Here is a 24864-nt window from a genome sequence, read left to right as displayed (position 1 = left end):
GCGGTGCGGAGTCACAAAAAATAGGATGGTCCGTGGTTATTTTCAGCTGAGACGTTGAGGTCCTGCGCGGATCCCCGCCACCTGGCTAATCCAGGCGCTCACGCGGAAGGCAGAATATGAGGAAGAGATGTAAGCCACCTGGCGGATCACCACCGGCGGCGTGCTGTCCTGGGTCAGCAGCGCGCTGAGCGTATCAAGCAGCGCCAGATGTTGGGCCTGCAGCGGAGAAGTTTCTTCCGCCACTGGCAATGCCTGTGGCGCCATCGCGAAGGAGAGATGACGAATAACGGTGCGAATGGCGTGCTGATGCCAGTAGTCGACGGTAAAGTTCGGCCGACGATTACTCTCCAGCAGCGCCAGCTGAGAGAAGTTAACTTTGCTCGGATTATGGTTGCTGGACGTTGCCTTCGCCGGCGTCGCGGTTTCGTGGCTGTTGCTAAGCGCGGGCAGGCCGAAGCTGGCCGCGACCATCCCCAACAGGAGATGCGGCCAAAAATACCGTCTGCCAAACTGTCGCCAGCGCGTCAGCAATCCACTCACTTTCATTACCTTTCGTTGGTATACCCGTCGTCGTTCAGGCTGCCTCTTAATTAGCGTTTTTTGCAGGACACCCTGACATCCACGGGGTAAAGCAACCCGGAGAAATAATTTTGCGCTCAAATACTAACATTATTACCGCGCTGAGGCAGCATGAATGAAGGCGATTGCCCGGGGAAAACGCTTAATAAAACAGCGAACGCGCGCTAATTATTGCCCGACAATCACTGCGAAAAATAACTGGAAGGGGTTATAAAAGAAAAACGACTGGTTCCCTGGTCGGAGAGAGTACCAGGTTACCAGTCGAATTTACTGAATGGTCAGGCTTACGCCAGAACCATCGACGGTGCGCGGAACGCCATAGGCAGTTTTGCGTCGTCTTCGAAGGTCACATACTCCCAGGCTTCCTGTTTTGCCAGGACCGCCTGCAGCAGTTTGTTATTCAACGCGTGACCCGATTTGTACGCCGTGAATGCGCCGATAATGTTGTGACCACACATAAACAGGTCACCGATCGCATCCAGCATTTTGTGGCGAACAAATTCGTCTTCAAAGCGCAGACCGTCTTCGTTCAGTACGCGATAATCGTCAACAACGATGGCACAATCGAAGCTGCCGCCCAGGCACAGGCCGCGGGACTGCAGATATTCGATATCGCGCATAAAACCGAAGGTACGCGCACGGCTAATCTGACGCATGAACGCATCGGCCGAGAAGTTCAGCGTATAGCGCTGGGTGCTGGCATCAATCGCCGGATGGTTAAAATCGATGGTGAAATCCAGCGAAAAACCATTGTACGGTTTGAATTCAGCCCATTTGTCGCCATCTTCGACGCGAACCGTCTCTTTGATACGAACAAATTTCTTGGCGCAGTTCAGTTCATCGATGCCGGCGTCCAGCAACAGATAAACGAACGGAGCCGCACTGCCGTCCATAATCGGGATTTCCGGCGCATCGACTTCAACAATAATGTTGTCGATACCCAGGCCAGCCAATGCGGCGTTCAGGTGTTCAACCGTAGAAATCCGCACGTCATGCTCATTAACCAGGCAAGTACAGAGCATGGTATCACGCACAGATTTGGCATCAGCCGGAAAATCTACCGGTGGATTCAAGTCGGTGCGACGATAGATGACCCCGGTATTTGCCGGCGCAGGGCGTAACGTCAGTGTGACTTTCTTGCCGGTATGCAAACCGACACCAGTCGCCTGAACGATACGTTTAAGAGTCCTTTGTTTGATCATCGTATAATCTCGCCAATTTACCTATCCAACCGAAGTGTACACCACTATCGGGAGGCCAGTTTAGCACAAAGAGCGCAGATGCCCAACTTCCAGTCGATTCTTAATCGGCTTGCTTACGCAGGAAGGCTGGGATATCCAGATAATCCGGCTCTTTCGCGGTTTGCGGCGTATTGTCGTTCACCACTTTTGCTGCCGGCTTCTGCTCTTGCGTCAGCGGCGACATACCGTGCTGCTGGTAGCGATCCATCACCGGCTGCTGAACCTGTTTGTTGGTCACCAGGGTAATTTCCGGACGCTTGTCCATGCCGATACCAGTCGCCACCACGGTCACGCGCAGCTCGTCGTTCATATCCGGGTCCAGAGAGGTCCCGATAACCACGGTCGCGTTATCCGACGCAAAGGCACGGATGGTGTTACCCACGGTTTCGAACTCATCCAGACGCAGGTCGAAGCCCGCAGTAATGTTAACCAGTACGCCGCGCGCGCCGGACAGGTCGATATCTTCCAGCAGCGGAGAAGAGATAGCCATTTCAGCCGCTTCTTCCGCACGGTCTTCACCACTCGCCACGCCGGAGCCCATCATCGCGTAGCCCATTTCTGACATCACGGTACGGACGTCCGCGAAGTCGACGTTCATCAGGCCCGGACGCGTAATCAGTTCGGCGATACCCTGCACCGCGCCTTTCAGTACATCGTTTGCCGCGCCGAACGCGTCGAGCAGAGAAATACCACGGCCGAGTACTTTCAGCAGCTTGTCGTTCGGGATGGTGATCAGTGAGTCAACGTGCTTGGACAGCTCGGTGATCCCCTGCTCAGCAAACGCCATGCGCTTCTTGCCTTCGAAATTAAACGGCTTCGTGACCACCGCAACGGTGAGGATACCCAGATCCTTCGCCACTTCCGCAACCACTGGCGCCGCACCGGTACCGGTACCGCCGCCCATGCCTGCCGCGATGAACACCATGTCTGCGCCATCAAGGGCCGCACGCAGCGCTTCGCGGTCTTCGTCCGCCGCATTGCGGCCGACTTCCGGGTTCGCGCCAGCGCCCAGACCTTTGGTAATACCGCTACCGATCTGGATAGTCTGGCCAACAGCCGTTTTACGCAGCGCCTGCGCATCGGTGTTCACCGCGAAGAATTCAACACCCTCAATGCGCTCGCGCACCATGTGTTCAACGGCGTTACCGCCGCCGCCACCGACGCCGATGACTTTAATCACCGCGTCGTTGGTCAGTTCCATAGGTTCAAACATAGTTTCTCTCCGTCTTGTGCCTGTCGCCTGAGAACGCTAATTGTCTGCGTTCTCTTAAAAAATTAAAACTCTTTTCGCAGCCAGCTGTTGAGTCGTTTAATCCACGAGCCCACTGACGCCGTCACGCGTTTTTCGACTTCCGCTTCACCACTCAAATGTGACTCTTTGCCGTAGTGCAGCAGCCCAACCGCCGTCGAATAATACGGCTCCTGGGCGTAATCCGTTAAACCAGTAATGTTCAGCGGCGCGCCAATACGCACCTGGGTATGGAATACCCGCTGCGCGCAGGCCGCCAGGCCTTCAATTTGCGCCGCGCCGCCGGTTAACACAATCCCTGCCGCCAGATGATGTTTGACACCCTGCTGGCGAAGCTGTTCCTGCAGCTGCAGGATCTCTTCGTTGACCAGATTAAGCAGCTCGGTATAACGCGGTTCAATCACCTCTGCCAGCGTCTGACGCTGCAGGCTGCGCGGCGGACGTCCGCCTACGCTCGGGACTTCGACGTTTTCGTCTTTACCGACGATGGAACCTAATGCGCAACCGTGACGAACCTTAATCGCTTCGGCATCGCTCGGCGGCGTACCAAAGGCATAGGCGATATCGCTGGTCACCACGTTCCCGGCGTACGGGATCACTTTGGTGTGACGCAATGCGCCGCCGGTGTAGACGGCGATATCCATTGTACCACCGCCGATGTCCACGACGCAGACGCCCAGCTCACGTTCATCTTCTGTTAATACCGAATAACTGGCCGCTAACCCGGCGAAAATAAGTTGGTCAACTTTCAGACCGCAACGTTCCACCGCTTTAACAATGTTTTTCGCCATATCGTTATGGCAGGTAATCAGATGCACCTTCGCCTGCATACGCACGCCGGACAGCCCTACCGGGTTTTTAATCCCTTCCTGGTAGTCGATGGCATATTCCTGCGGAATCACGTGCAGGACGCGATGTTCATCGCGGACGCGAACCGACTTCGCGGTGTGGACCACGTTCTCAACGTCATCCAGCGTCACTTCTTCTTCCGAAATCGGTACCATCCCGATTTCATTCTGACAGCTTATATGTTTACCCGAAAGTGCCAAATAAACTGATGAAATCTGGCAATCCGCCATCAGTTCGGCCTGGTCGATGGCGCGCTGTACGCATTTCACCACCGACTCGAGGTCGTTCACACCGCCTTTATCCATACCACGTGATGGGCAACTGCCCACGCCGATGATATTAATCATGCCGTCGGGCAGAACTTCCCCTACTAAAGCGGCCACCTTAGCGGTGCCAATCTCCAGTCCAACTACCAGTTTTCTGTCCGTCGCCTTGATCATTGTTGTTCTGCCTGTGCCTGATTCTGTTGTTGATTAGTTTCCTCTACGGGAGCAGGTACCCAGCCCACTGCCGCACCCGAGTCATAACGCAAATCAACGTAGCTAATCCGTTTGCCGTCGCTCTGCGCCTGCTGCTGGAGAACCGGGTAGAGTTCCATAAAGCGCTGAAGCCGTTTCATGGTATCGCCACGGCCAAGGTTGAGCTTAATGTCATTATTAAGCGTCAACTGCCAGGAGCGACGGGCGGTCATCGCCGCCACTTTCAACGTGAATTTATCCTTTGCCAGCACCTGCCCCATGTCACGATACCCTTGCAGCACTTCGTTCTCACTGCCTTCCGGGCCGTATAACATCGGTAAATTCTGTTTGCTGGTGCGATCCGCCGGTACGCTGAAGGCATTTCCTTCTGCATCCACCATATGTTGATCATTCCAGCGCGCAATCGGCACATATTCAACCAGATGAATCTTCAATTCATCGGGCCACTGCTTACGGACGCTCGCCTGCTTAATCCACGGCAAGCGTTCAATTTGACTCTGAATAATGTTCACATCCTGAGTCATGAAAGTACCCGGTGAACCCAACGCCAGAATCGCCTGGCGGATGTCATCATTGCGCGTATAGTGACGCTCGCCGGTCACCACCATCTTCGACAGCGGCAAGCGCTGCGCATCTTCCATCCAGCCAAGAACCATCCACCCGCTGACCAGCACGGTAAACAGCACCGCCAGCAGGAAAACGATCCCTGCCAGCCGCGTTCCATTACTCCGACGCGAAGAAGAAACGTCCTCTTCATGGTTCCGCGTATTCAGCGCAGCCTGCGACATATCACCCCGCCAGGTCCAGAATTCGTACAACAAGCTGGGAGAAGCTCATTCCTGCCTGACGCGCCGCCATCGGTACAAGGCTATGGCTGGTCATGCCCGGGGAAGTATTTGCTTCCAGCAGATAAAACTGGCCATCGCTGTCCAGCATCACGTCAATACGGCCCCAGCCTTTACAACCCAGAACATTCCAGGCTTTAAGCACCAGGCTCTGGATGTCTGACTCACGCGCGGGATCTTCAAATCCAGGGCAGAAATATTGCGTCTCATCAGACAGATACTTCGCCTCATAATCATAGAAGGTTCCCGCGGCCTGGATACGTATTGACGGTAAAATTTCTTCACCGACGATGGCGACGGTAAATTCCGGCCCACTAAGCCATTTTTCGACCAAAACTTCATCATCATGCTGAAAAGCCAGCGCCAATGCACTCGGTAAATCACAGCTTTCGCTGACTTTCGACATCCCGACGCTGGAGCCTTCACGGCTCGGCTTGATGATGACCGGCAGGCCCAGCGCCGCAATCTGTTGTTCAACGGCAGCAGAAAGTCCTGCAGTAAACTGGGCGCGGGTCAGCGCGACCCACGGCGCGACTGGCAATCCCGCCCCCTGCCACAGCCATTTGCTGCGCAGTTTATCCATCGACAGCGCAGAGGCCATCACCCCGCTGCCGGTATAAGGCAACTGGATCAGATCCAGCAGCCCCTGCAATGTGCCATCTTCCCCGCCGCGGCCATGGAGGGCAATAAACGCTTTCTTAAAGCCCAGATTTTTTAACTGGGTAATATCGATGTCGCGCGGGTCGACCGGATGGGCATCCACCCCGCCTTCACGCAGCCCGGCCAGCACCGCGGCGCCTGAATTCAGCGACACTTCACGTTCAGCGGAGGTTCCACCGAAAAGCACCGCGATTTTATCAGCCATGGCGCTCTTCCTCCGTTTTTTGCGGAGCCAGTTTGATTTCAGCCAGGTGACGGGCAATTTTTCCGATATTGCCCGCGCCCTGCACCAGCACTAAATCGTTACCGGTCAGCACCGACGCCAGCATCTCCGCGGCCTGGGCCGGGTCAGAGACCAGGATTGGGTCAACTTTACCGCGACCGCGGATCGTACGGCACAGTGAGCGGCTATCAGCGCCCGGGATCGGCGCTTCGCCCGCCGGATAGACATCCAGCATCAGCAGCGCATCGACCTGGGTCAGCACGTTGGCGAAATCGTCATACAGATCGCGGGTACGGGTATAACGGTGCGGCTGGAACAGCATCACCAGATTTTTATCCGGCCAGCCAGCGCGCGCGGCTTTGATGGTGGCGTCCACTTCCGTCGGGTGGTGGCCGTAGTCATCGATCAGCATCGCGCTGCCCGGCTTGCCGTTGACTTCCGCCAGCGGAAACTCGCCAAGAAAATCAAAGCGGCGTCCGGTTCCCTGGAAACTTTCCAGCGCGCGCAGGATCGCCTGGTCGTCAATCCCCTCTTCCGTCGCCACGGCCACCGCCGCCGCCGCGTTCAATGCGTTATGGCGTCCCGGGGCATTGAGCGTGACCTGCAGGATCTCTTTATCCTGACGCACCAGGCGAAAATGGCCTTGAGCCCCAAGCTGACGGTAGTCCTCGACGCGAACGTCGGCGTCGTCGCTAAAACCGTAGGTGGTGATCTGCCGGCCGACGCGCGGCAGCAGTTCACGAATAACCGGATCGTCCACGCACATCACCGCACGTCCGTAGAACGGCAGGTTGTGCAGGAAGTTAATAAAGGTCTGCTTCAGATTTTCGAAGTCGCCATGGTAGGTATCCATATGGTCGGCTTCAATGTTGGTCACAATCGCGACCATCGGCTGCAGATGCAGGAACGACGCATCGCTCTCATCCGCTTCCGCAATCAGATAACGGCTATGGCCGAGACGGGCATGCACGCCCGCCGCTTTCACCAGCCCGCCGTTGACGAAGGTCGGGTCGAGCCCGGCTTCGGCGTAAATACTGGACACCATCGCGGTGGTAGTGGTTTTGCCGTGAGTTCCGGCAATCGCAATCCCGTGGCGGAAGCGCATCAGCTCCGCCAGCATTTCCGCACGGCGGATCACCGGAATGCGCGCTTCGTGTGCGGCAACGATTTCCGGGTTATCTGCGGAAATCGCGCTGGAAACGACCACAACGCTGGCATCGCGCACGTTTTCCGGGCGATGGTTGAAATAAATAGTGGCGCCAAGCTGCGACAGCTGCTGGGTCACCGGATTCGGCGCCAGGTCGGAGCCGCTGATCTGGTAACCTTCATTAGCCAACACTTCGGCAATACCGCCCATACCGGCACCGCCGATGCCGACAAAGTGAATGTGCCGGACGCGACGCATCTCGGGCACTATGGAACGCAGTTTTGCCAAATCTTGTGTATTCATTCTTTACGCCATCAACTTCTGTCATTCGGGCGGTTAAAATCACCGCAATTAGCGCGCCAAAGCTACGGCGCTGACCTCTTCTGCTACTCGCTCGGTAGCGTCCGGAATCGAAGCGCCACGCGCTCGTTCCGCCATATCCAGCAACGTTTCCCGATCCCAGCTCGCCAGGGTAGAGGCAACCGCCTCTACCGTGAACTCAGGCTGTTCAAGAATTTTCGCCGCGCCGGCTTTCTCCAGCGGCAGCGCATTCCAGTACTGCTGACGATCTTTGTGCTGGAACGGGACGAACAATGCCGGTAAACCTGCGGCGGCAATTTCGCTGACCGTCAGCGCGCCGGAACGGCAAACCACGACATCAGCCCAGGCATAGGCCGCGGCCATGTCATCAATAAATTCCGTCACTTTATGCTGCGGCTGCCCCGCGGCGGCATAGGCCTGCTGCACGGTTTGCTGACCGCCTTTGCCGCTCTGATGCCAGATGGTCACCGCATCGCCGAGCTTCGCCGCCACCTGCGGCATAGTCTGGTTCAGGACGCGCGCGCCCTGGGAGCCACCGACCACCAGCACGCGAATCGGTCCATGACGCCCCACCAGACGCTGACCCGGCAGCGGCAGCGCCAGTACATCGGTACGCACCGGGTTCCCGACCACGTCCGCATGCGGGAACGCGCCGGGAAACGCCTGCATCACTTTCTTCGCAATCTTCGCCAGCCATTTGTTAGTCAGACCGGCAATACCGTTTTGTTCGTGGAGGACCACCGGGATCCCCAACGACCACGCCGCCAGACCGCCAGGCCCGGAGACATAGCCGCCCATGCCCAGCACCACATCCGGCTGGAAACGCTTCATGATCGCTCGCGCCTGACGCCAGGCGTTGAAGATACGCACCGGCGCCAACAGTTGCGCTTTTATCCCTTTACCACGCAGGCCGGAGATACGGATAAAATCAATCTCGATGCCGTTTTTCGGCACTAAATCCGCTTCCATACGATCGGCGGTACCCAGCCAGCGAACCTGCCAGCCCTGGTCCATTAAATGGTGCGCGACCGCCAGCCCCGGGAACACATGCCCGCCGGTACCGCCCGCCATCACCATCAACCGCTTTTCCTGACCGCTCATCGAACACCCCGTGTAAACGCCTGGGCTTTTTCCAGACGCGTTTCATAATCTATTCGCAACAACAACATGATGGCCGTCGACATAATCAGCAGACTGGAACCACCATAACTGATCAGCGGCAGCGTCAAACCTTTCGTCGGCAGCATCCCCGCCGCCGCCCCGACGTTAACTAACGCCTGGAAGCTAAACCAGATACCAATCGCACAGGCGAGGAAGCCGGAGAAGCGATGATCGATCTCCAGCGCTTTACGGCCAATCGACATGGCGCGGAAAGCGACGAAGAATACCATTAAAAGCGCCAGTACCACACCGATATAACCGAGTTCTTCGCCGATAATGGCGAAGATAAAGTCAGTGTGCGCTTCCGGCAAATACTCCAGTTTTTGCACTGAGTTGCCGAGGCCCTGCCCCCACATCTCGCCGCGGCCAAAGGCCATCAGCGACTGAGTCAGTTGGTAACCACTGCCGAACGGGTCTTCCCATGGGTTCCAGAAGGAGGTCACGCGGCGAATACGGTACGGTTCAGCGAGGATCAGCAGGACCACCGCCGAGATACCCATGCCGATAATGGCGATGAACTGCCACAGCTTCGCGCCGGCAAGGAAGAGCATCGCCAGCGTGGTGACGAACAGCACCACCACGGTACCGAGGTCAGGCTGCGCCAGCAGCAGGATCGCCAGCACGAAAATCACGCCCATCGGTTTTAAGAACCCGCGCAGGTTGTTACGCACTTCATCCGCTTTACGCACCAGATAGTTGGCGATATAGCAGAACAGCGACAGCTTGGTGAACTCCGCCGGCTGGATGCGCAGCGGGCCGAGGGCGATCCAGCGCGATGCGCCGTTTACCGAGCTACCCACCACCAGCACGATCAGCAGCATAACGATCGAAGCGATCAGCATCGCGGTACTGTGGCGCTGCCAGAAATCCATCGGCAGGCGCAGCGTCACTAGCGCGAGGACAAAGGCCAGCACAATGTACAGGCCGTCACGCTTGGCAAAGAGGAAAGGATCGTTCGCCAGGCGCTGCCCCACCGGCATCGACGCCGAGGTCACCATGATAAAGCCGATCGCCGCCAGGCCGAAGGTCAGCCATAGCAGCATCCGGTCATACATCACCAGACTGTCGTTATCTTTCGGGCGCGAGCCCATCACCCAGCCTTTCAGCGCGGCGAACAGCCAGGCGAAGATAAACATCCCCGGCAGTCGCGGCAGTCTCAACCGAGGCAAGCTCAGCTGCGGCATTCTCAGGCGTGGGAGAGAGAAACGCATCAACCTAACTCCTTCGCCAGACGGGCAAACATATCGCCCCGTTGTTCAAAATTCTTAAACTGATCCAGGCTGGCGCACGCCGGCGACAGGAGAACCATGTCGCCCGCTTTCACCAGGGGCGCTATCTGACGCATCGCCTGTTCCATGGTTTCAGTTTGTACCGCCACGTCAGGACGCAGCTCGGCGAGCTCGGCGCCGTCGCGACCAAAGCAGTACAGACGGATACGATCGCCGCCGAGGTAGCGCTTCAGCGGGGTGAAATCAGCGGACTTGCCGTCGCCGCCCAGCAGAAGATACAGCGTGCCATCCAGCTGCAGGCCGTTCAGCGCCGCCTCGGTGCTGCCGACGTTGGTTGCCTTCGAGTCGTTAATCCAGCGTACGCCGTTGTGATCCAGCACCAGCTGAAAGCGATGGGCCAGGCCAGTAAAGGTGGTTAATGCCTTGAGGCTACTGGCCCGCGGCAGGCCCGCGGCATCGGCCAGCGCCAGTGCCGCCAGGGCGTTGCTGTAGTTATGCTGACCGGTGAGAGGCATCTCTTTCACATTGAGGACTTTCTCACCTTTAACGCGCAGCCAGGTTTCGCCCTGCTGACGGTTAAGGTGGTAGTCACCGACATCGACACCAAAGCTGATGCAGCGATCGTCCGCCCCGCGTACCGGCATCGTGAGCGCATCGTCCGCGTTCACCACGCAGGTTTTTGCATTCTCGTAAATCCGCAGCTTCGCCGCGCGATACTGCTGCAGCCCAAGCGGGTAGCGGTCCATATGGTCCTCAGTCACGTTGAGGATGGTTGCCGCCACCGCCTGCAGGCTGGAGGTCGTTTCCAGCTGGAAGCTGGAGAGCTCCAGCACATATAGCTCACGATCGGTGTCCAGCAGCATCAGCGCCGGCAGGCCGATATTACCGCCCACGCCGACGTTAACCCCGGCCGCTTTCGCCATCTCGCCCACCAGGGTGGTGACGGTGCTTTTGCCGTTCGAGCCGGTAATGGCGATGATCGGGGCCTGCGCCTCGCGGCAGAACAGTTCGATATCACCAACGATTTCTACGCCAGCATCGGCCGCCGCGCTCAGCGAAGGATGGGCCAGCGCGATGCCGGGACTGGCGACAATCAGATCCGCCGCCAGCAGCCAGGTATCATTGAGTCCGCCGACATGGCATTCGACCGATTCGGGTAATTTATCCAGCCCCGGAGGCGCGACGCGGGTGTCCATTACACGCGGCGTCACGCCGCGCGCCATGAAAAAGTCCACGCATGACAGGCCGGTCATACCCTGCCCAATAATGACGACTTTTTTACCCTGATAATCTGCCATGATTAACGTACCTTCAGCGTCGCCAGGCCAATCAGCACCAGCATCAGCGAAATAATCCAGAAGCGCACGATAACGCGCGGCTCCGGCCAGCCCTTCAGTTCATAGTGATGGTGAATCGGCGCCATACGGAAGATGCGCTGACCGCGCAGCTTAAAGGAGCCAACCTGCAGGATCACCGACAGAGTCTCCACGACGAAAACGCCGCCCATAATCACCAGCAGGAATTCCTGACGCAGCAGCACGGCGATAATGCCCAGCGCGCCGCCGAGCGCCAGCGAACCGACGTCGCCCATAAAGACCTGCGCCGGATAGGTGTTAAACCACAGGAAGCCCAGACCCGCGCCGACAATCGCCGTACAGACGATCACCAGCTCGCCAGCATGGCGCAGATAAGGAATGTGCAGGTAGTTGGCGAAGTTCATGTTGCCGGTAGCCCATGCCACCAGCGCAAAGCCGGCAGCGACGAAGACGGTCGGCATAATCGCCAGGCCGTCGAGGCCATCGGTCAGGTTGACGGCGTTGCCGGTACCGACGATAACGAAGTAAGCCAGCAGGATATAGAGCAGGCCCAGCTGCGGCATCACGTCTTTAAAGAATGGCACCACCAGCTCGGTCGCCGGGGTGTCTTTCCCGGCCAGATAGAGCGCGAACGCCACGCCCAGCGCGATCACCGACATCCAGAAATACTTCCAGCGGGCGATCAGGCCTTTGGTATCTTTGCGCACGACTTTACGGTAATCATCAACAAAGCCGATGATCCCGTAGCCGATTAATACCGTCAGTACGCACCAGACGTACGGGTTGGAGGGGTAAGCCCACAGCAGAACGGAGACGGTGATCGCAGTGAGGATCATGATCCCCCCCATGGTCGGCGTGCCGCGTTTGCTGAAATGGGACTCCGGACCGTCGTTACGTACAACCTGGCCGAAGGAGAGTTTTTGCAGACGGGCGATCATGCGCGGGCCCATCCACAACGAGATGAACAGCGCGGTCAGCAGGCTGACGATGGCGCGAAACGTCAGATAAGAAAAGACGTTAAAGCCGGAATAATATTTGACCAAATGTTCGGCCAGCCATACTAACATGTCCCAGTCTCCTGTAATGCGCGTACTACCTCTTCCATGGCGGCACTACGTGAACCCTTCACTAAAATGGTCATTATCTTGTGCTCCGCCAGCAGCTCGCGCAGGCGAGCCACTACTGCGGCTTTATCATTAAAATGTTCGCCCACGCCGCTGGCGCGGCTGATATCCGCGCTCAAGGTGCCGACGCTGAGGACGCAATCCAGCCCCGCCGCTTTCGCTGCCTCGCCGACTTCGCGATGGCAGGCCGCGCTTTCCGCGCCAAGCTCCGCCATATCGCCGACCACCATCGCCCGGAAGCCGGGCATCTCTGACAGTACCTGCACTGCCGCGGTCATCGAACCAACGTTGGCGTTGTAGGAGTCATCCAGCAGCAGCTGGCTCTCCGTCAGCCGGATCGGGAACAGACGCCCCGGAACGGCCTTCAGCTGCGCCAGACCGGCTTTTACCGCCGCCAGATCGGCGCCTACCGCCATCGCCAGCGAGGTCGCCGCCAGCGCGTTAGCGATGTTATGGCGTCCCGGCAGCGGCAGCAGGACGTCAACGTTGCCGGTTGGGGTCTGCAGCGTAAATTCGGTACCGTGGCTGGTGATCTGCACGTTGGTCGCCGTGAAGTCGCTGTTGGCCGCATTCGGTGAGAAGCGCCACACTTTGCGATCGCCAATCACCGCCTGCCAGTTCAGCCAGTCGTTGTTATCAGCATTGAGAATGGCGATGCCGTTTTCCGGCAGACCGGTATAGATTTCGCCCTTCGCCTTCGCCACGCCCGCCAGCGAGCCGAAACCTTCGAGGTGCGCTGCAGCAAGGTTGTTGACCAGCGCGGCTTCCGGACGCGTCAGGCTGACGGTCCAGGCGATTTCGCCCTGGTGGTTGGCGCCGAGTTCGATCACCGCGTACTGATGCTCTTTAGTCAGGCGCAGCAGCGTCATCGGTACACCGATATCGTTGTTCAGGTTGCCAGCGGTATACAGTGTGTTGCCGCACTGGCTAAGGATCGCCGCGGTCATCTCTTTGACCGAGGTTTTACCGGACGAGCCGGTCAGGGCGACGACGCGGGTCGGTACCTGCTGACGCACCCAGGCGGCTAACTCGCCGAAAGCCTGGCGGGTATCTTTCACGATCACCTGCGGGAGATCGCAGGCCAGCGGACGGCTCACCAGCAGCGCGCCGGCGCCAGCTGCTTTCGCCTGTTCGGCAAAATCATGAGCGTCGAAACGCTCGCCTTTCAGCGCCACAAACAGGCAGCCCGCCGTCACTTTACGGGTATCGGAGGTCACCTCGTCGATAGCGATGTCGCTACCCTGCCGTTCGCCATGGGCGATCGCGGCGAGCTGGCTTAACGTAAAGCGAATCATGCTACCGCTCCCAGCAGACGCGCGACGGTGACGCGGTCGGAATAATCCAGACGGCGATTGCCGACGATCTGGTAATCTTCATGGCCTTTACCCGCCACCAGCACCACGTCGTTCTCTTTCGCCTGCATCACGGCGTTGGTGACCGCTTCCGCGCGGCCTTCCATCACCTTCGCATGACCCGCATCGAGCATGCCGGCCAGAATATCGTTGATAATCGCCCGCGGCTCTTCGGTGCGCGGGTTGTCATCAGTGACCACCACGATGTCGGCAAATTCTTCAGCGATAGCGCCCATCAGCGGACGCTTGCCTTTGTCACGGTCGCCGCCGCAGCCGAAAACGCACCACAGCTTGCCGCTGCAGTGCAGGCGCGCGGCCTGCAGCGCTTTTTCCAGCGCGTCAGGCGTATGGGCGTAATCCACCACCACGGCCGGTTTACCGGGCGCGCTGAACACTTCCATACGGCCGCATACCGGCTGTAAACGCGCTGCGGTTTTCAGCAGATCGGCCAGCGGATAGCCCAGCGCCAGCAGCGTCGCCAGCGCCAGCAGCAGGTTGCTGACGTTAAAGGCGCCCATCAGGCGGCTTTCGATTTCACCGCTGCCCCAGCTGGAGTCAAACTGAATGGTCGCGCCGCTGTCGTGATAGTTGACCGCGGTGGCCTTCAGCCAGCGGCCGTGGCAGTTCGGATTGATATGATCTTCCATCGACACCGCCACCGCATCCGGCAGCTTCGCCAGCCAGCGACGCCCCACTTCATCGTCAGCGTTGACGATGGCCTGGCCGCAATGGTGGGTCGAGTACAGCAGCCATTTCGCCGCTTCGTAGTGCTCCATGTCGCCATGGTAGTCGAGGTGGTCGCGGCTCAGATTGGTAAACACCGAGGCGGCAAACTGCAGCGCCGCCACGCGGTGTTGCACCAGACCGTGGGAAGAGACTTCCATCGCGCCGAAGGTTGCCCCCTGCCCGACCAGACTGGAGAGCACATGCTGAACGTCTACCGCAGAACCGGTGGTATTTTCGGTCGGCACGACTTTATCCAGCAGGCCGTTGCCAACGGTCCCCATCACTGCGCTGGTTTCGCCGAGCAGCTTCGCCCACTGCGCCAGCAGTTGAGTGGTGGTCGTTTTACCGTTAGTACCGGTGACGCCCACCAGACGCAGCTGCTGCGACGGCTGATGATAAAAACGCCCGGCCAGCGCCGATAAGCGTTCGTTAAGCTGGCTCAGGTAAATAACCGGCACGCCGTGCATTTCACGGATCTCACCGTCTTCAGCCTCGCCCTGCGCTTCAGCAATAATGGCAGCCACACCTTGCGCTATCGCCTGCGGGATATAACGACGCCCGTCCGCCTGATGACCCTGTACCGCGATAAAGAGATCGCCGGAAGCAGCCACCCGGCTGTCCAGCGTCATCTCTCGCAGAATGCGCTCCGGTGCGTTTGGCACCCACGGAGCGAGTAGGTCGCGCAAATTACGATCTGCCACCTGTTCCCTCGCCTTGATTAATTACAAATTCACTTTTTTCGCCTGTTGCCAGCGCATCCGGCTCGATGTTCATGGTGCGCAATACGCCGCCCATGATGGCACCGAAGACCGGCGCGGAAACGGCGCCACCGTAGTATTTACCTGCCTGCGGGTCGTTGATCACCACCACCAGCGCGAAGCGCGGATGGCTGGCGGGCGCAACGCCTGCGGTGTAAGCAATATATTTGTTGATATAGCGGCCATCCGGCCCCACTTTTTTCGCCGTACCGGTTTTAATCGCGATGCGATAGCCTTTGATCGCCGCTTTCACGCCGCCGCCGCCGGGCAGCGCCACGCTTTCCATCATATGAACGACGGTACGAACGAGTGATTCCGGGAAGACGCGCTCGCCCGGAACCGGTGGATCAACCTTGGTAATTGACAGCGGGCGATAGATGCCATAGCTGCCAATCGTTGCGTAGACTCGCGCTAACTGTAACGGGGTTACCATTAGCCCGTAGCCGAAAGAAAAGGTGGCCCTCTCTATGTCAGACCACCGTTGTTTTTGAGGATATAAGCCACTGCGTTCTCCGACCAACCCCAAATTGGTCGCCTTTCCAAGCCCAAAACGTGAGTAAGTATCTACTAACGCTGAGGACGGCATCGCTAACGCCAGCTTAGAAACACCGACGTTACTCGACTTCTGTAGCACCCCGGTCAGGGTCAATTCGCTATAACGCGCCACGTCTTTGATTTCGTGGCCGTTAATTCGATAGGGAATGGTATTCAGCACGGTATTTTCGTTGACGATGCCGCGCTGCAGCGCCGTCATCACCACCATCGGTTTCACCGTCGAACCCGGTTCGAATACGTCGGTGATGGCGCGGTTACGCATGGTGTCTTTCGCCGTACCGGCGAAGTTGTTCGGGTTATAGGAGGGGCTGTTGGCCATCGCCAGCACTTCCCCGGTGTTAACGTCCACTAACACGGCGCTGCCCGACTCGGCTTTGTTAAAGGCCACGGCGTTGTTCAGCTCGCGATAGACCAGCGCCTGCAGACGTTCGTCGATGCTCAGCGCCAGGTTGTGCGCCGCCTGGCTGTCGGTAGAAGAGATATCTTCAATGACCCGGCCATAGCGGTCTTTACGCACGATACGCTCGCCCGGCTGGCCGGTAAGCCATTTATCAAAGCTTTTTTCGACCCCTTCAATCCCCTGGCTGTCGACGTTGGTAAAGCCAATGAGGTGAGCAGTCACTTCTCCGGAAGGGTAATAACGACGGGACTCTTCACGCAGATGAATGCCCGGCAGCTTCAGCTTTTTGATGTAGTCGGCCATGTCAGGGTTTACCTGACGCGCCAGATAGATAAAACGCATCCGCGGATTGGTATTGATGCGCGTTGCCAGCTGATCCAGCGGCATATTGAGGGCGTCCGCCAGCGCCTTCCAGCGCGTATCCAGGGTGACCCCGCCAGCATCATGCAGCTCCTTCGGATCGGCCCAAATAGCTTTCACCGGTACGCTGACCGCCAGCGGCCGCCCGGAGCGGTCGGTAATCATCCCGCGCGCGGTAGACACTTCCTGGACGCGCAGCGAGCGCATATCGCCCTGACGCACCAGCATGTCGGGGCTGACCACCTGGAGCCAGGCGACACGACCCAGCAGGAAAGTCAGCGCCAGCAGAATACAGCCGCACAGCAACGCAAAACGCCAACTGATAAAGTTGGCCTGTTCTTCCTGACGCTTTGCTTTTGGCGTTTTTGGCGCTGCTTTCATCCGTCGCAATAATCCTTATTTCTGTACAACGATATTTTCTTGTGATGGATCGACGTGTTGCATCTGCAACTTCTCGGTCGCGATCCGCTCAACCCGACTGTGATCGCCGAGCGCGTTCTCTTCGAGGATCAGGTTGCGCCACTCGATATCCAGGGCGTCGCGTTCCAGAACCAGTTGTTCACGCTGCGCGGTCAGCAGGCGCGTATGGTGCGCGGTGGTGACCACGGTAATCGCCGTAATAATGATGCAAATGAACAGGCAGAGTGGCAGTTTCCCAAACCGCAGAAGGTCGTCCCCGATCACGCCAGGCAAAGCATGGCGCTCGTTGCTTCCAATCGACCCTTTAACCTTGCTTAAGGCCTCTGTCACTCTGCCGATCATGCGTTCGTCCTCTCTGCAATACGCAGCACTGAACTACGGGCACGTGGATTCTCTGCCACCTCTTCTTCGCCCGGCATCAACTTGCCTAGTGCTCGTAACTCACGGCCGCCCAGTTTTTTGAGCTGCGCTTCGGTCATCGGTATTCCCGCCGGAACCTGCGGACCGCGGCTTTGTTCACGCATAAAGCGCTTCACAATGCGATCTTCCAGCGAATGAAAACTAATGATCGATAGCCGCCCACCCGGGGCCAGCACGCTGAGCGAGCTTTTTAGCGCCTGCTCTATCTCCTCCAGTTCACTGTTTACCCATATGCGCACCGCCTGGAAGGTACGGGTCGCGGGATGTTTATGCTTATCTTTTACCGGCATCGCCGCAGCAATGACCTCCGCCAGCTCTTTGGTGCGGGTCATCGGTTCAATACGGTTACGTTCGACGATCGCGCGGGCGATACGTTTACCGAAACGCTCTTCGCCGAAGGTTTTAATCACCCAGGCGATATCGGCTTCTTCTGCCGTCTGCAGCCACTCGGCCGCGGACTGACCGCGCGTCGGATCCATGCGCATGTCCAGCGGCCCGTCGCGCATAAAGGAAAAGCCGCGTTCCGCATCGTCAAGCTGCGGGGAAGAGACGCCGAGATCGAGCAGAATGCCGTCGATCTTACCGGTAAGATTACGCTCGTCGACGTAGTCAGCGAGCTGTGAAAAAGGACCATGTACGATGGAAAAGCGGGGATCATCGATGGTTTTCGCGACGGCAATCGCCTGTGGATCGCGATCGATTGCCAGCAAGCGTCCTTCCGCTCCCAGCCGGGAGAGGATCAGGCGCGAGTGACCACCGCGGCCAAAAGTACCATCAATATAGATACCGTCTGGACGAATATTGAGGCCGTTGACGGCTTCATCCAGAAGTACCGTAGTATGTTTATAATTTTCCATCATTTTTATAAGGACAAATCCTGCAGGCGCTCCGACAGTTCACCGGTCGCGGACTGCTCAGCGTCGATATCTTCCTTGACCCGTTGATACCAGGTCGTTTCATCCCACAGTTCAAACTTATTAAACTGCCCGACCAGCATCACTTCTTTTGTCAGCCCGGCATGCTGCCGTAACACCGGCGCGATGAGCAATCGTCCGGCATTATCCATCTGACATTCGCTGGCATGACCCAGAAGCAAACGCTGTACGCGCCGCTCAACGGGATTCATGCTCGATAAACGCGACAATTTCTGCTCGATGATTTCCCATTCAGGCAATGGATAAAGCAGCAGGCACGGGTGATGAATGTCAATGGTGCATACCAATTGACCGGCAGCGTCCTCGATCAGCCCATCGCGATAGCGCGTTGGCACGGCCAGGCGGCCTTTGCTGTCGAGATTGACCAACGTTGCTCCACGGAACATGCCAGCCTCACCCCTTTTCGCCACTTTATCCCACAAATTCCCACCAGAAGGAGTTTACGGAGCGGAGGAAAAGCTTGTCAAGCCAGCACGGATGCCAACAGAGCCCAAAAACCCATTATTTACAGCCGACATTAGCCCTGATGAAAAAACCATCAACAGGCGAGGCAAATTAACGTTATGAATACGTGTAAGAAAATAACCAACAAACTCGTAACAGTTATAAACAACAAAATATCTTCGGCGGGAAAATATAAAGTGTCAGTTTGCGACGCGAGCGGCATTTTAGGCCATTATGCCGGTCGTTAACAGTACCTGTTGCTGGCTGAGGGGCGGACCAGACGCGGGATAGGGCAGAAGAGAAAGGCTGGGGCGTACAAAATGAGTGTTAATTCAGCAATTAACCTGGTGAATGTAACAAAATAATACAATTAAAGCCTACACAATCATTTTTTGTGTCCCGTTTTGAGTAACAAAACGATTGCCAGCGAATTAAACAAAATAACACGTAAAGAAGTTTAGGGATTTGTCTGAAATATATTCAGTTTTGCATTTTGGACGTCAATTGCCTGATTAATCGCCAAAGGCCTGCTTTCCGGCAGGCCCGCCAGGAATATTCCTGGGCTCTGGCGATATTGCGCGCTTAGCGGCGATTCAGGCTACCGCGACGATAGAGATTACGGCGAATACGGCTCAGGCCCGGCTTTGGCTTGCGCGGTTCATCGAGGCTGGCGAGGACGATCTCCAGCACCCGCTCAGCGACATCGCGATGGCGCTGAGCCACCGCCAGCACCGGGCACTGCAGAAAATCGAGCAGCTCATTATCGCCGAAGGTGGCGATCGCCAGCTCGGAGGGCAGTTTGCCCTCACGGCGCAGCGTCACATCCATCACGCCCTGCAGCAACGGGAAAGAGGTAGTAAACAGCGCCTGAGGCATCGGATGGGTTTCAAGCCATTTCTCAAACAGCTGAGCCGCCGCTTCGCGCTCATAGCTGTTGGCATAGAGATAATGCACCTCGCGCGGATCGTCCTGCCAGGCTTTGCGGAAGCCCTGCTCGCGCAGGAAGCTCACCGACAGTTCCGGCAGCGCGCCGAGATAAAGTACCGTTTCGCCAGGGAAGGTCCGCAGCTCGGCAGCGAGCATTTCAGCGTCATCCTGATCAGCGCCGACCACACTGGTGAAATGCTCGCGGTCAAGGGCGCGGTCAAGCGCGACAATCGGAAACGGATCGTTAGCCCAGCGTTGATAGAAAGGGTGCTCCGGCGGCAGCGAGGTAGAGACAATGATAGCGTCCACCTGGCGCTGCAGCAGATGCTCAATGCAGCGCATCTCGTTATCGGGTTGATCCTCAGAACAGGCAATCAGCAGCTGATAGCCACGCTGACGCGCCTGACGTTCGAGATAATTTGCAATGCGGGTATAGCTGGTATTTTCGAGATCCGGGATCACCAGACCGATAGATCGTGTGCGTCCTGCACGCAGGCCAGCGGCGACCGCATTCGGATGATAGTTATGCTCCCGCACCACAGCCATCACCTTTTCGACCGTTTTATCGCTTACGCGGTACTGCTTCGCTTTGCCATTAATCACATAGCTCGCGGTGGTTCTTGAAACACCGGCCAGCCGGGCGATTTCATCCAGTTTCACAATTGCCCCTTGGGTAAGAAGTGCCAAACATAACCATTATTCAGGTATGGAACCCTTTTTATAACATCTAAGCGCAGAATAGTTAGCGCAGCAACCGCTTTCGCTTACAGTTCCTACTGATTTCGCAAAAAAAAAGCCCGACAGTCGCTGCCGGGCTATTTTTGCATCAGTTCCCGATCCTCAGCGCATGATTTTATCACCGCGAGACAGGCCGACCACACCGGAGCGAGCCACTTCTACGATCCGAGCGACATCGCGCAGCGAAGCCAGGAAAGCATCAAGCTTATCACTGGTTCCGGCGAGCTGAACGGTATAGATAGAAGGCGTCACATCGATAATCTGTCCGCGAAAGATTTCGGTGTTGCGTTTCACTTCTTCACGGCCATAGCCGCTGGCCTGAACCTTCACCAGCATGATTTCGCGTTCGACATGGGCCCCCTGCCCCAATTCGCTGACTCGCAGCACATCCACCAGCTTGTGCAGCTGCTTTTCAATCTGCTCGATCGCTTTTTCATCGCCCACGGTCTGGATGGTCATTCTGGAGAGCGTAGGGTCGTCCGTCGGCGCCACAGTCAGGCTTTCTATATTATAGCCGCGCTGGGAAAAGAGGCCGATAACGCGGGACAATGCGCCCGATTCGTTTTCCAGTAATACCGATAATATCCGGCGCATAATCAGGTCCTCTCCGTTTTGCTCAACCACATCTCATCCATGCCGCCGCCGCGGATCTGCATGGGGTACACATGCTCACTGCCGTCGACGGTGACATCGACAAACACCAGCCGGCGCTGACGCACCTGCTCCAGCGCTTCAGCAAGCTTTGACTCCAGCTCCTGCGGCTCGCTGATGCGGATCCCGACGTGACCATAGGCTTCCGCCAGACGCACAAAGTCCGGCAGCGATTCCATATAGGACTGGGAGTGGCGCCCGGAATAGAGCATATCCTGCCACTGCTTCACCATCCCGAGATAGCGGTTGTTGAGGTTAAGCACCAGGACCGGTAACTCATACTGCAGCGCAGTAGAGAGTTCCTGAATGTTCATCTGGATACTGCCGTCACCGGTCACGCAGACCACCATTTCGTCCGGCAGAGCCATTTTGACCCCCAGCGCAGCCGGTAGGCCAAAGCCCATGGTGCCGAGACCACCGGAGTTAATCCAGCGCCGTGGTTTGTCGAAGGGGTAATAAAGGGCGGCGAACATCTGGTGCTGGCCCACATCGGAAGTGACGTAGGCATCGCCCTGGGTCAACCGCCAGATAGTTTCAATCACCGCCTGCGGTTTGATTTTATCGCTCTGGTCGTCGTAGCGCAGACAATGGCGGGCACGCCACTGCTCGATCTGTTGCCACCAGTCGCGAATGTCGTCCAGCGGCTGCTGCGTCTCTTCCTGGTCCAGTAGCTCCAGCATCTGCTCCAGTACCAGCCGGGCATCGCCGACGATCGGCACATCTGCCGGCACGGTTTTCGAGATCGAGGTCGGATCGATATCAATATGCAGCACCGTCGCGTTCGGACAGTACTTGGCCAGATTGTTGGTGGTCCGATCGTCAAAGCGGACGCCGACGGCGAAAATGACGTCCGAATGGTGCATGGTCATGTTGGCTTCATAGGTGCCGTGCATACCTAGCATCCCCAGCGCCTGCGGGTGCGTCGCCGGGAAAGCGCCAAGCCCCATCAGAGAGGAAGCAACCGGCAGCTTCAGCTTTTCCACCAGTTCACGCAGCTGGGGTTCGCAATGCGCATTGATCGCCCCGCCGCCGACGTAAACGACCGGCTTACTCGCCGCCACCAGGGTCTGCAGGGCGCGTTTAATCTGTCCCTTATGACCGCTGGTGGTCGGGTTATACGAACGCATACTCACCGCCTCCGGCCAGGCGTACGGCAGCTTTTTCGCCGGATTGAGAATATCTTTCGGTAGATCGACCACCACCGGTCCGGGGCGACCGCTGGCCGCCAGCCAGAAGGCTTTCTTCAGGACACCGGGAATATCTTCGGTCTGCTTCACCAGGAAACTGTGCTTCACCACCGGACGGGAAATCCCCACCATGTCGCACTCCTGGAAGGCATCGTAGCCGATCAGCGATGTCGCCACCTGCCCGGAGAGGATCACCAGCGGAATGGAATCCATATAGGCCGTCGCGATGCCGGTGATGGCGTTCGTCGCCCCTGGTCCAGAGGTGACCAGCACGACGCCAACCTCGCCGGTCGCCCGCGCCAGGCCATCCGCCATATGCACTGCCGCCTGCTCGTGGCGAACCAGCACATGATCGATACCGCCAAGGGTATGTAACGCATCATAGATATCGAGGACTGCGCCTCCGGGATAGCCGAATACTTGCTTGACGCCCTGATCGACAAGCGATTGGACGACCATCTCGGCTCCTGACAACATCTCCATGGTTTGCCTCCAGGCTTATTGTTTTACGACAGCGGAACTCAATTTCCGCGCGCTCGCACGATGCGGAGGAGAGACCCTCCGCACTGAGGTGAATGGACTGCATGCCACTACCATAACTGCTCGCCAGCAGGCAGGCAATTCGCCGCAGGGGATGTGTTATCCCCGTAATAAGAAGAAAAGAAAGCGGAGAAGTGAAAATATGGTGGATTGCTTCAGAGATAAGAAAAGGGAATGGTAAATACTCGGAGAAAAGGCGTGATAGCAGGAATTGATCCATTTTTCACGAACCCAACGAATGCCTCGAACAGGTCAAACAGAACAAAATTCTGCATTATCGAATTTACATCATATAAAAAAAGGAGCCGAAGCTCCTTTTACCCTCGTTGCCATCGGCTCAGCGCTTGCAAATATCCACCAGCAGCTCTTCCATCCACTGATGGCCTTTATCGCGGCCAGCCGCTTCATGCCACGAGAGATAGCAGGTCCGGCTGTTAACCTTCAACGGCAAAGGTAATATTTGCAGGGCTAATTTATCGGCAAACTCATTGGCCAGCCAGCGCGGGGCAATCGCCACCATCTGAGTTTGCGATACCACGTTTAATACGCTGACCATCGCATTACCCTGATAGGCGATACGCGCCTGTTTATCGGCCGTGTCATACCACGGTAAACTGAATGAGGCATACCGATCGAGAGCCACCGTAGCATGCTCCTCACGATAAATATCCGCCTCCATCACCGGCCCGGAAATACGGGGATGGTTGCGACTGGCCACCAAAACCATTTCGTCTTTGAATAACGGGACGCAGGCAAACTCAGGGCGACGGAACTCTTCATAACCGATCACAAATTCCGTTTCCTGATAACGTAACTGATGTTCCGTATTTTGATTCAGCGCGGATTTAAAGACCAAATGAATATTGGGTGCGATCTCCGCAACTTTATTAAAAATAACCGACGTCAGGATGTTATCCAGCGGGCTGCAGACGCACAGATGGAAAACGCGCTCACTGCTTAGCGGTTCAAAACCGGAGCCCGGCAATTCGTTTTGGACCAGCTGCAGCGCCTGGCGCACAGAACCAAAAAGCTGATAGGCCCGCGCCGTCGGCTGAATACCGCGGCCATAGCGCACAAACAGCTCATCATTAAACATCACTTTCAGACGTGAAACCGCGTTACTCACCGCGGGTTGAGACATGCCGAGCGTATGGGCGGCACGGGTGATATTCTGCTCTTGCATAACCGCATCAAAAACGGTGAGCAGATTGAGATCAACCATCCGTAGTTGAGGTTTAACGACTTCCTGTCCGGGGGCTGATTTATATTCTGGAGTGTCAATTAACATATCTAATTCCGCCGTCACGATGAATTCCCTTTACTAAACCGCTATAATTAGCGTCGAAAATATCATTTATCATGCAAATGACATTTGCAAAATAGCAAAGGAGATTTTTAGGAATATATCAAGGCTATGAGTGGCAGTGAAAAAGCGGGACTACCAGGAAAATGAACCGCTCAAACCATACCGGTTACTTAATGATGATGAGTGTACCCATAATCCGTAAAAATAAAAACAACACCACTAGTTAACTGTAACTTAAGCAATAATAAAGTATTTTATTTTTAACCTCATAAAATTAACAACTGCTTATCATTGAAAAATAATCCGCTAATGAGCAAATACATTCATAAGGAAAATAAATATAATATTTTCATTCAGATAGCTTTTTTTGCCGCCTCGTTCACGGTTCATCGTGGCCGATGCGTTGAATGCAAAGCACTTTTTCAAATGAAACAATTGAGGACGCGCCTCCCTTTGTCCAAAATAGGATCTTCGGCAAAACAGGGCTTGCATCAGCACAATTTGCTAATTCACATCGAGAGCCAATAACGCTTTTTCCGTGCCAGGGGTTGACTTTAAAACGGCTATCCAGTAACTCTAAAAGCATAACGATTTCATCTGGAGTTTGACGCAATGATTCGCACCGCTCGTATCACCAGCCTACTACTACTAAACGCATGCCATTTGCGCGGTAGGCTGTTGGGCGACGTTCAGCGTTAAGTCATCTTCCAGCAAGACTATAA

General features: G+C 56.6%; 22 protein-coding genes. 1 reads left to right on the top strand and 21 read right to left on the bottom strand.

Annotated elements, in window-relative coordinates:
* Positions 1-42: 42 nt before the first annotated feature.
* The 21 genes from secM to leuO all read right to left on the bottom strand — a co-directional run bounded on the left by secM (position 43) and on the right by leuO (position 24142).
* Positions 43-540 (bottom strand): secA translation cis-regulator SecM, encoded by a 498-nt coding sequence (secM, locus tag A1WC_RS21535; protein WP_049245540.1) that lies wholly within the window; start codon positions 538-540, stop codon positions 43-45.
* Positions 541-863: 323 nt separating this feature from the next.
* Positions 864-1781, bottom strand: coding sequence for a UDP-3-O-acyl-N-acetylglucosamine deacetylase (gene lpxC, locus A1WC_RS21540; RefSeq protein WP_002888632.1), 918 nt, complete (start codon positions 1779-1781; stop codon positions 864-866).
* A 100-nt stretch (positions 1782-1881) separates the two neighbouring features.
* Entirely contained in the window at positions 1882-3033 is a 1152-nt protein-coding gene (ftsZ, locus tag A1WC_RS21545; RefSeq protein ID WP_002888628.1) for a cell division protein FtsZ, read from the bottom strand.
* A gap of 62 nt (positions 3034-3095) precedes the next feature.
* Positions 3096-4358, bottom strand: coding sequence for a cell division protein FtsA (gene ftsA / locus A1WC_RS21550; protein WP_004204343.1), 1263 nt, complete (start codon positions 4356-4358; stop codon positions 3096-3098).
* On the bottom strand, positions 4355-5185 hold the full coding sequence (gene ftsQ, locus A1WC_RS21555) for a cell division protein FtsQ (RefSeq protein ID WP_016160295.1): 831 nt from the start codon (positions 5183-5185) through the stop codon (positions 4355-4357). Before ftsQ ends, ftsA begins: the two co-directional genes overlap by 4 nt.
* 1 nt (position 5186) lies before the next feature.
* Positions 5187-6107, bottom strand: coding sequence for a D-alanine--D-alanine ligase (locus A1WC_RS21560; protein ID WP_008807430.1), 921 nt, complete (start codon positions 6105-6107; stop codon positions 5187-5189).
* Positions 6100-7575 carry a UDP-N-acetylmuramate--L-alanine ligase gene (gene murC, locus A1WC_RS21565; protein ID WP_008807431.1) on the bottom strand — a complete coding sequence of 492 codons (1476 nt, stop codon included), beginning with the start codon at positions 7573-7575 and terminating at the stop codon, positions 6100-6102. Before murC ends, A1WC_RS21560 begins: the two co-directional genes overlap by 8 nt.
* Before the next feature lie 48 nt (positions 7576-7623).
* Positions 7624-8694, bottom strand: coding sequence for an undecaprenyldiphospho-muramoylpentapeptide beta-N-acetylglucosaminyltransferase (gene murG / locus A1WC_RS21570; RefSeq protein ID WP_008807432.1), 1071 nt, complete (start codon positions 8692-8694; stop codon positions 7624-7626).
* Positions 8691-9965, bottom strand: a complete 1275-nt coding sequence (gene ftsW, locus A1WC_RS21575; protein ID WP_004204337.1) for a cell division protein FtsW — start codon at positions 9963-9965, stop codon at positions 8691-8693. The genes murG and ftsW overlap by 4 nt, the downstream gene beginning before the upstream one ends.
* Positions 9965-11281, bottom strand: coding sequence for a UDP-N-acetylmuramoyl-L-alanine--D-glutamate ligase (gene murD / locus A1WC_RS21580; protein WP_016160293.1), 1317 nt, complete (start codon positions 11279-11281; stop codon positions 9965-9967). Before murD ends, ftsW begins: the two co-directional genes overlap by 1 nt.
* 2 nt (positions 11282-11283) lie before the next feature.
* A complete protein-coding gene (gene mraY, locus A1WC_RS21585) occupies positions 11284-12366 on the bottom strand; it encodes a phospho-N-acetylmuramoyl-pentapeptide-transferase (RefSeq protein WP_008807434.1) in 1083 nt (360 codons plus the stop codon).
* Complete coding sequence (gene murF, locus A1WC_RS21590; protein ID WP_012968939.1) at positions 12360-13718, bottom strand: UDP-N-acetylmuramoyl-tripeptide--D-alanyl-D-alanine ligase; 1359 nt, start codon at positions 13716-13718, stop codon at positions 12360-12362. Before murF ends, mraY begins: the two co-directional genes overlap by 7 nt.
* On the bottom strand, positions 13715-15202 hold the full coding sequence (gene murE, locus A1WC_RS21595; RefSeq protein ID WP_016160292.1) for a UDP-N-acetylmuramoyl-L-alanyl-D-glutamate--2,6-diaminopimelate ligase: 1488 nt from the start codon (positions 15200-15202) through the stop codon (positions 13715-13717). The genes murF and murE overlap by 4 nt, the downstream gene beginning before the upstream one ends.
* Complete coding sequence (locus A1WC_RS21600; RefSeq protein ID WP_008807437.1) at positions 15189-16955, bottom strand: peptidoglycan glycosyltransferase FtsI; 1767 nt, start codon at positions 16953-16955, stop codon at positions 15189-15191. The genes murE and A1WC_RS21600 overlap by 14 nt, the downstream gene beginning before the upstream one ends.
* Positions 16956-16970: 15 nt before the next feature.
* Positions 16971-17336, bottom strand: a complete 366-nt coding sequence (gene ftsL, locus A1WC_RS21605) for a cell division protein FtsL (protein WP_002888550.1) — start codon at positions 17334-17336, stop codon at positions 16971-16973.
* Positions 17333-18274 carry a 16S rRNA (cytosine(1402)-N(4))-methyltransferase RsmH gene (rsmH, locus tag A1WC_RS21610; RefSeq protein WP_008807438.1) on the bottom strand — a complete coding sequence of 314 codons (942 nt, stop codon included), beginning with the start codon at positions 18272-18274 and terminating at the stop codon, positions 17333-17335. The genes ftsL and rsmH overlap by 4 nt, the downstream gene beginning before the upstream one ends.
* A 2-nt stretch (positions 18275-18276) precedes the next feature.
* Positions 18277-18735 carry a division/cell wall cluster transcriptional repressor MraZ gene (gene mraZ, locus A1WC_RS21615; RefSeq protein ID WP_012542858.1) on the bottom strand — a complete coding sequence of 153 codons (459 nt, stop codon included), beginning with the start codon at positions 18733-18735 and terminating at the stop codon, positions 18277-18279.
* A 640-nt stretch (positions 18736-19375) separates the two neighbouring features.
* Entirely contained in the window at positions 19376-20380 is a 1005-nt protein-coding gene (gene cra, locus A1WC_RS21620; RefSeq protein WP_004145952.1) for a catabolite repressor/activator, read from the bottom strand.
* 180 nt (positions 20381-20560) lie between these two features.
* Positions 20561-21052, bottom strand: coding sequence for an acetolactate synthase small subunit (gene ilvN / locus A1WC_RS21625; protein ID WP_002888536.1), 492 nt, complete (start codon positions 21050-21052; stop codon positions 20561-20563).
* A gap of 2 nt (positions 21053-21054) precedes the next feature.
* Positions 21055-22779 (bottom strand): acetolactate synthase 3 large subunit, encoded by a 1725-nt coding sequence (ilvI, locus tag A1WC_RS21630; RefSeq protein ID WP_008807441.1) that lies wholly within the window; start codon positions 22777-22779, stop codon positions 21055-21057.
* A 394-nt stretch (positions 22780-23173) separates the two neighbouring features.
* Positions 23174-24142: a transcriptional regulator LeuO gene (gene leuO, locus A1WC_RS21635; protein ID WP_072121929.1), complete on the bottom strand. Its 969-nt coding sequence runs from the start codon at positions 24140-24142 to the stop codon at positions 23174-23176.
* Positions 24143-24754: 612 nt separating this feature from the next.
* On the opposite strand from leuO, the gene leuL reads away from it, so the two are divergent.
* Positions 24755-24841, top strand: coding sequence for a leu operon leader peptide (gene leuL, locus A1WC_RS25710; RefSeq protein ID WP_004222662.1), 87 nt, complete (start codon positions 24755-24757; stop codon positions 24839-24841).
* Positions 24842-24864: the final 23 nt, after the last annotated feature.

This window comes from Klebsiella sp. KTE92 (genome assembly GCF_000398905.1).
Classification (GTDB): domain Bacteria; phylum Pseudomonadota; class Gammaproteobacteria; order Enterobacterales; family Enterobacteriaceae; genus Klebsiella; species Klebsiella variicola.
The sequence above is the reverse complement of the archived record's forward strand: the minus strand, read 5'-3'. Positions and strand labels throughout refer to the sequence as shown.

Bases quoted from the DNA above. Each gene is read 5' to 3' on its own strand.
- murF (WP_012968939.1), bottom strand. From the start codon at position 13,718: ATGATTCGCTTTACGTTAAGCCAGCTCGCCGCGATCGCCCATGGCGAA.
- ftsA (WP_004204343.1), bottom strand. From the start codon at position 4,358: ATGATCAAGGCGACGGACAGAAAACTGGTAGTTGGACTGGAGATTGGC.
- ftsW (WP_004204337.1), bottom strand. From the start codon at position 9,965: ATGCGTTTCTCTCTCCCACGCCTGAGAATGCCGCAGCTGAGCTTGCCT.
- murC (WP_008807431.1), bottom strand. From the start codon at position 7,575: ATGAATACACAAGATTTGGCAAAACTGCGTTCCATAGTGCCCGAGATG.
- rsmH (WP_008807438.1), bottom strand. From the start codon at position 18,274: ATGATGGAAAATTATAAACATACTACGGTACTTCTGGATGAAGCCGTC.
- ftsQ (WP_016160295.1), bottom strand. From the start codon at position 5,185: ATGTCGCAGGCTGCGCTGAATACGCGGAACCATGAAGAGGACGTTTCT.
- ilvN (WP_002888536.1), bottom strand. From the start codon at position 21,052: ATGCGCCGGATATTATCGGTATTACTGGAAAACGAATCGGGCGCATTG.
- A1WC_RS21600 (WP_008807437.1), bottom strand. From the start codon at position 16,955: ATGAAAGCAGCGCCAAAAACGCCAAAAGCAAAGCGTCAGGAAGAACAG.
- lpxC (WP_002888632.1), bottom strand. From the start codon at position 1,781: ATGATCAAACAAAGGACTCTTAAACGTATCGTTCAGGCGACTGGTGTC.
- ftsZ (WP_002888628.1), bottom strand. From the start codon at position 3,033: ATGTTTGAACCTATGGAACTGACCAACGACGCGGTGATTAAAGTCATC.
- mraZ (WP_012542858.1), bottom strand. From the start codon at position 18,735: ATGTTCCGTGGAGCAACGTTGGTCAATCTCGACAGCAAAGGCCGCCTG.
- mraY (WP_008807434.1), bottom strand. From the start codon at position 12,366: ATGTTAGTATGGCTGGCCGAACATTTGGTCAAATATTATTCCGGCTTT.
- murG (WP_008807432.1), bottom strand. From the start codon at position 8,694: ATGAGCGGTCAGGAAAAGCGGTTGATGGTGATGGCGGGCGGTACCGGC.
- A1WC_RS21560 (WP_008807430.1), bottom strand. From the start codon at position 6,107: ATGGCTGATAAAATCGCGGTGCTTTTCGGTGGAACCTCCGCTGAACGT.
- ftsL (WP_002888550.1), bottom strand. From the start codon at position 17,336: ATGATCGGCAGAGTGACAGAGGCCTTAAGCAAGGTTAAAGGGTCGATT.
- ilvI (WP_008807441.1), bottom strand. From the start codon at position 22,779: ATGGAGATGTTGTCAGGAGCCGAGATGGTCGTCCAATCGCTTGTCGAT.
- leuL (WP_004222662.1), top strand. From the start codon at position 24,755: ATGATTCGCACCGCTCGTATCACCAGCCTACTACTACTAAACGCATGC.
- murD (WP_016160293.1), bottom strand. From the start codon at position 11,281: ATGGCAGATTATCAGGGTAAAAAAGTCGTCATTATTGGGCAGGGTATG.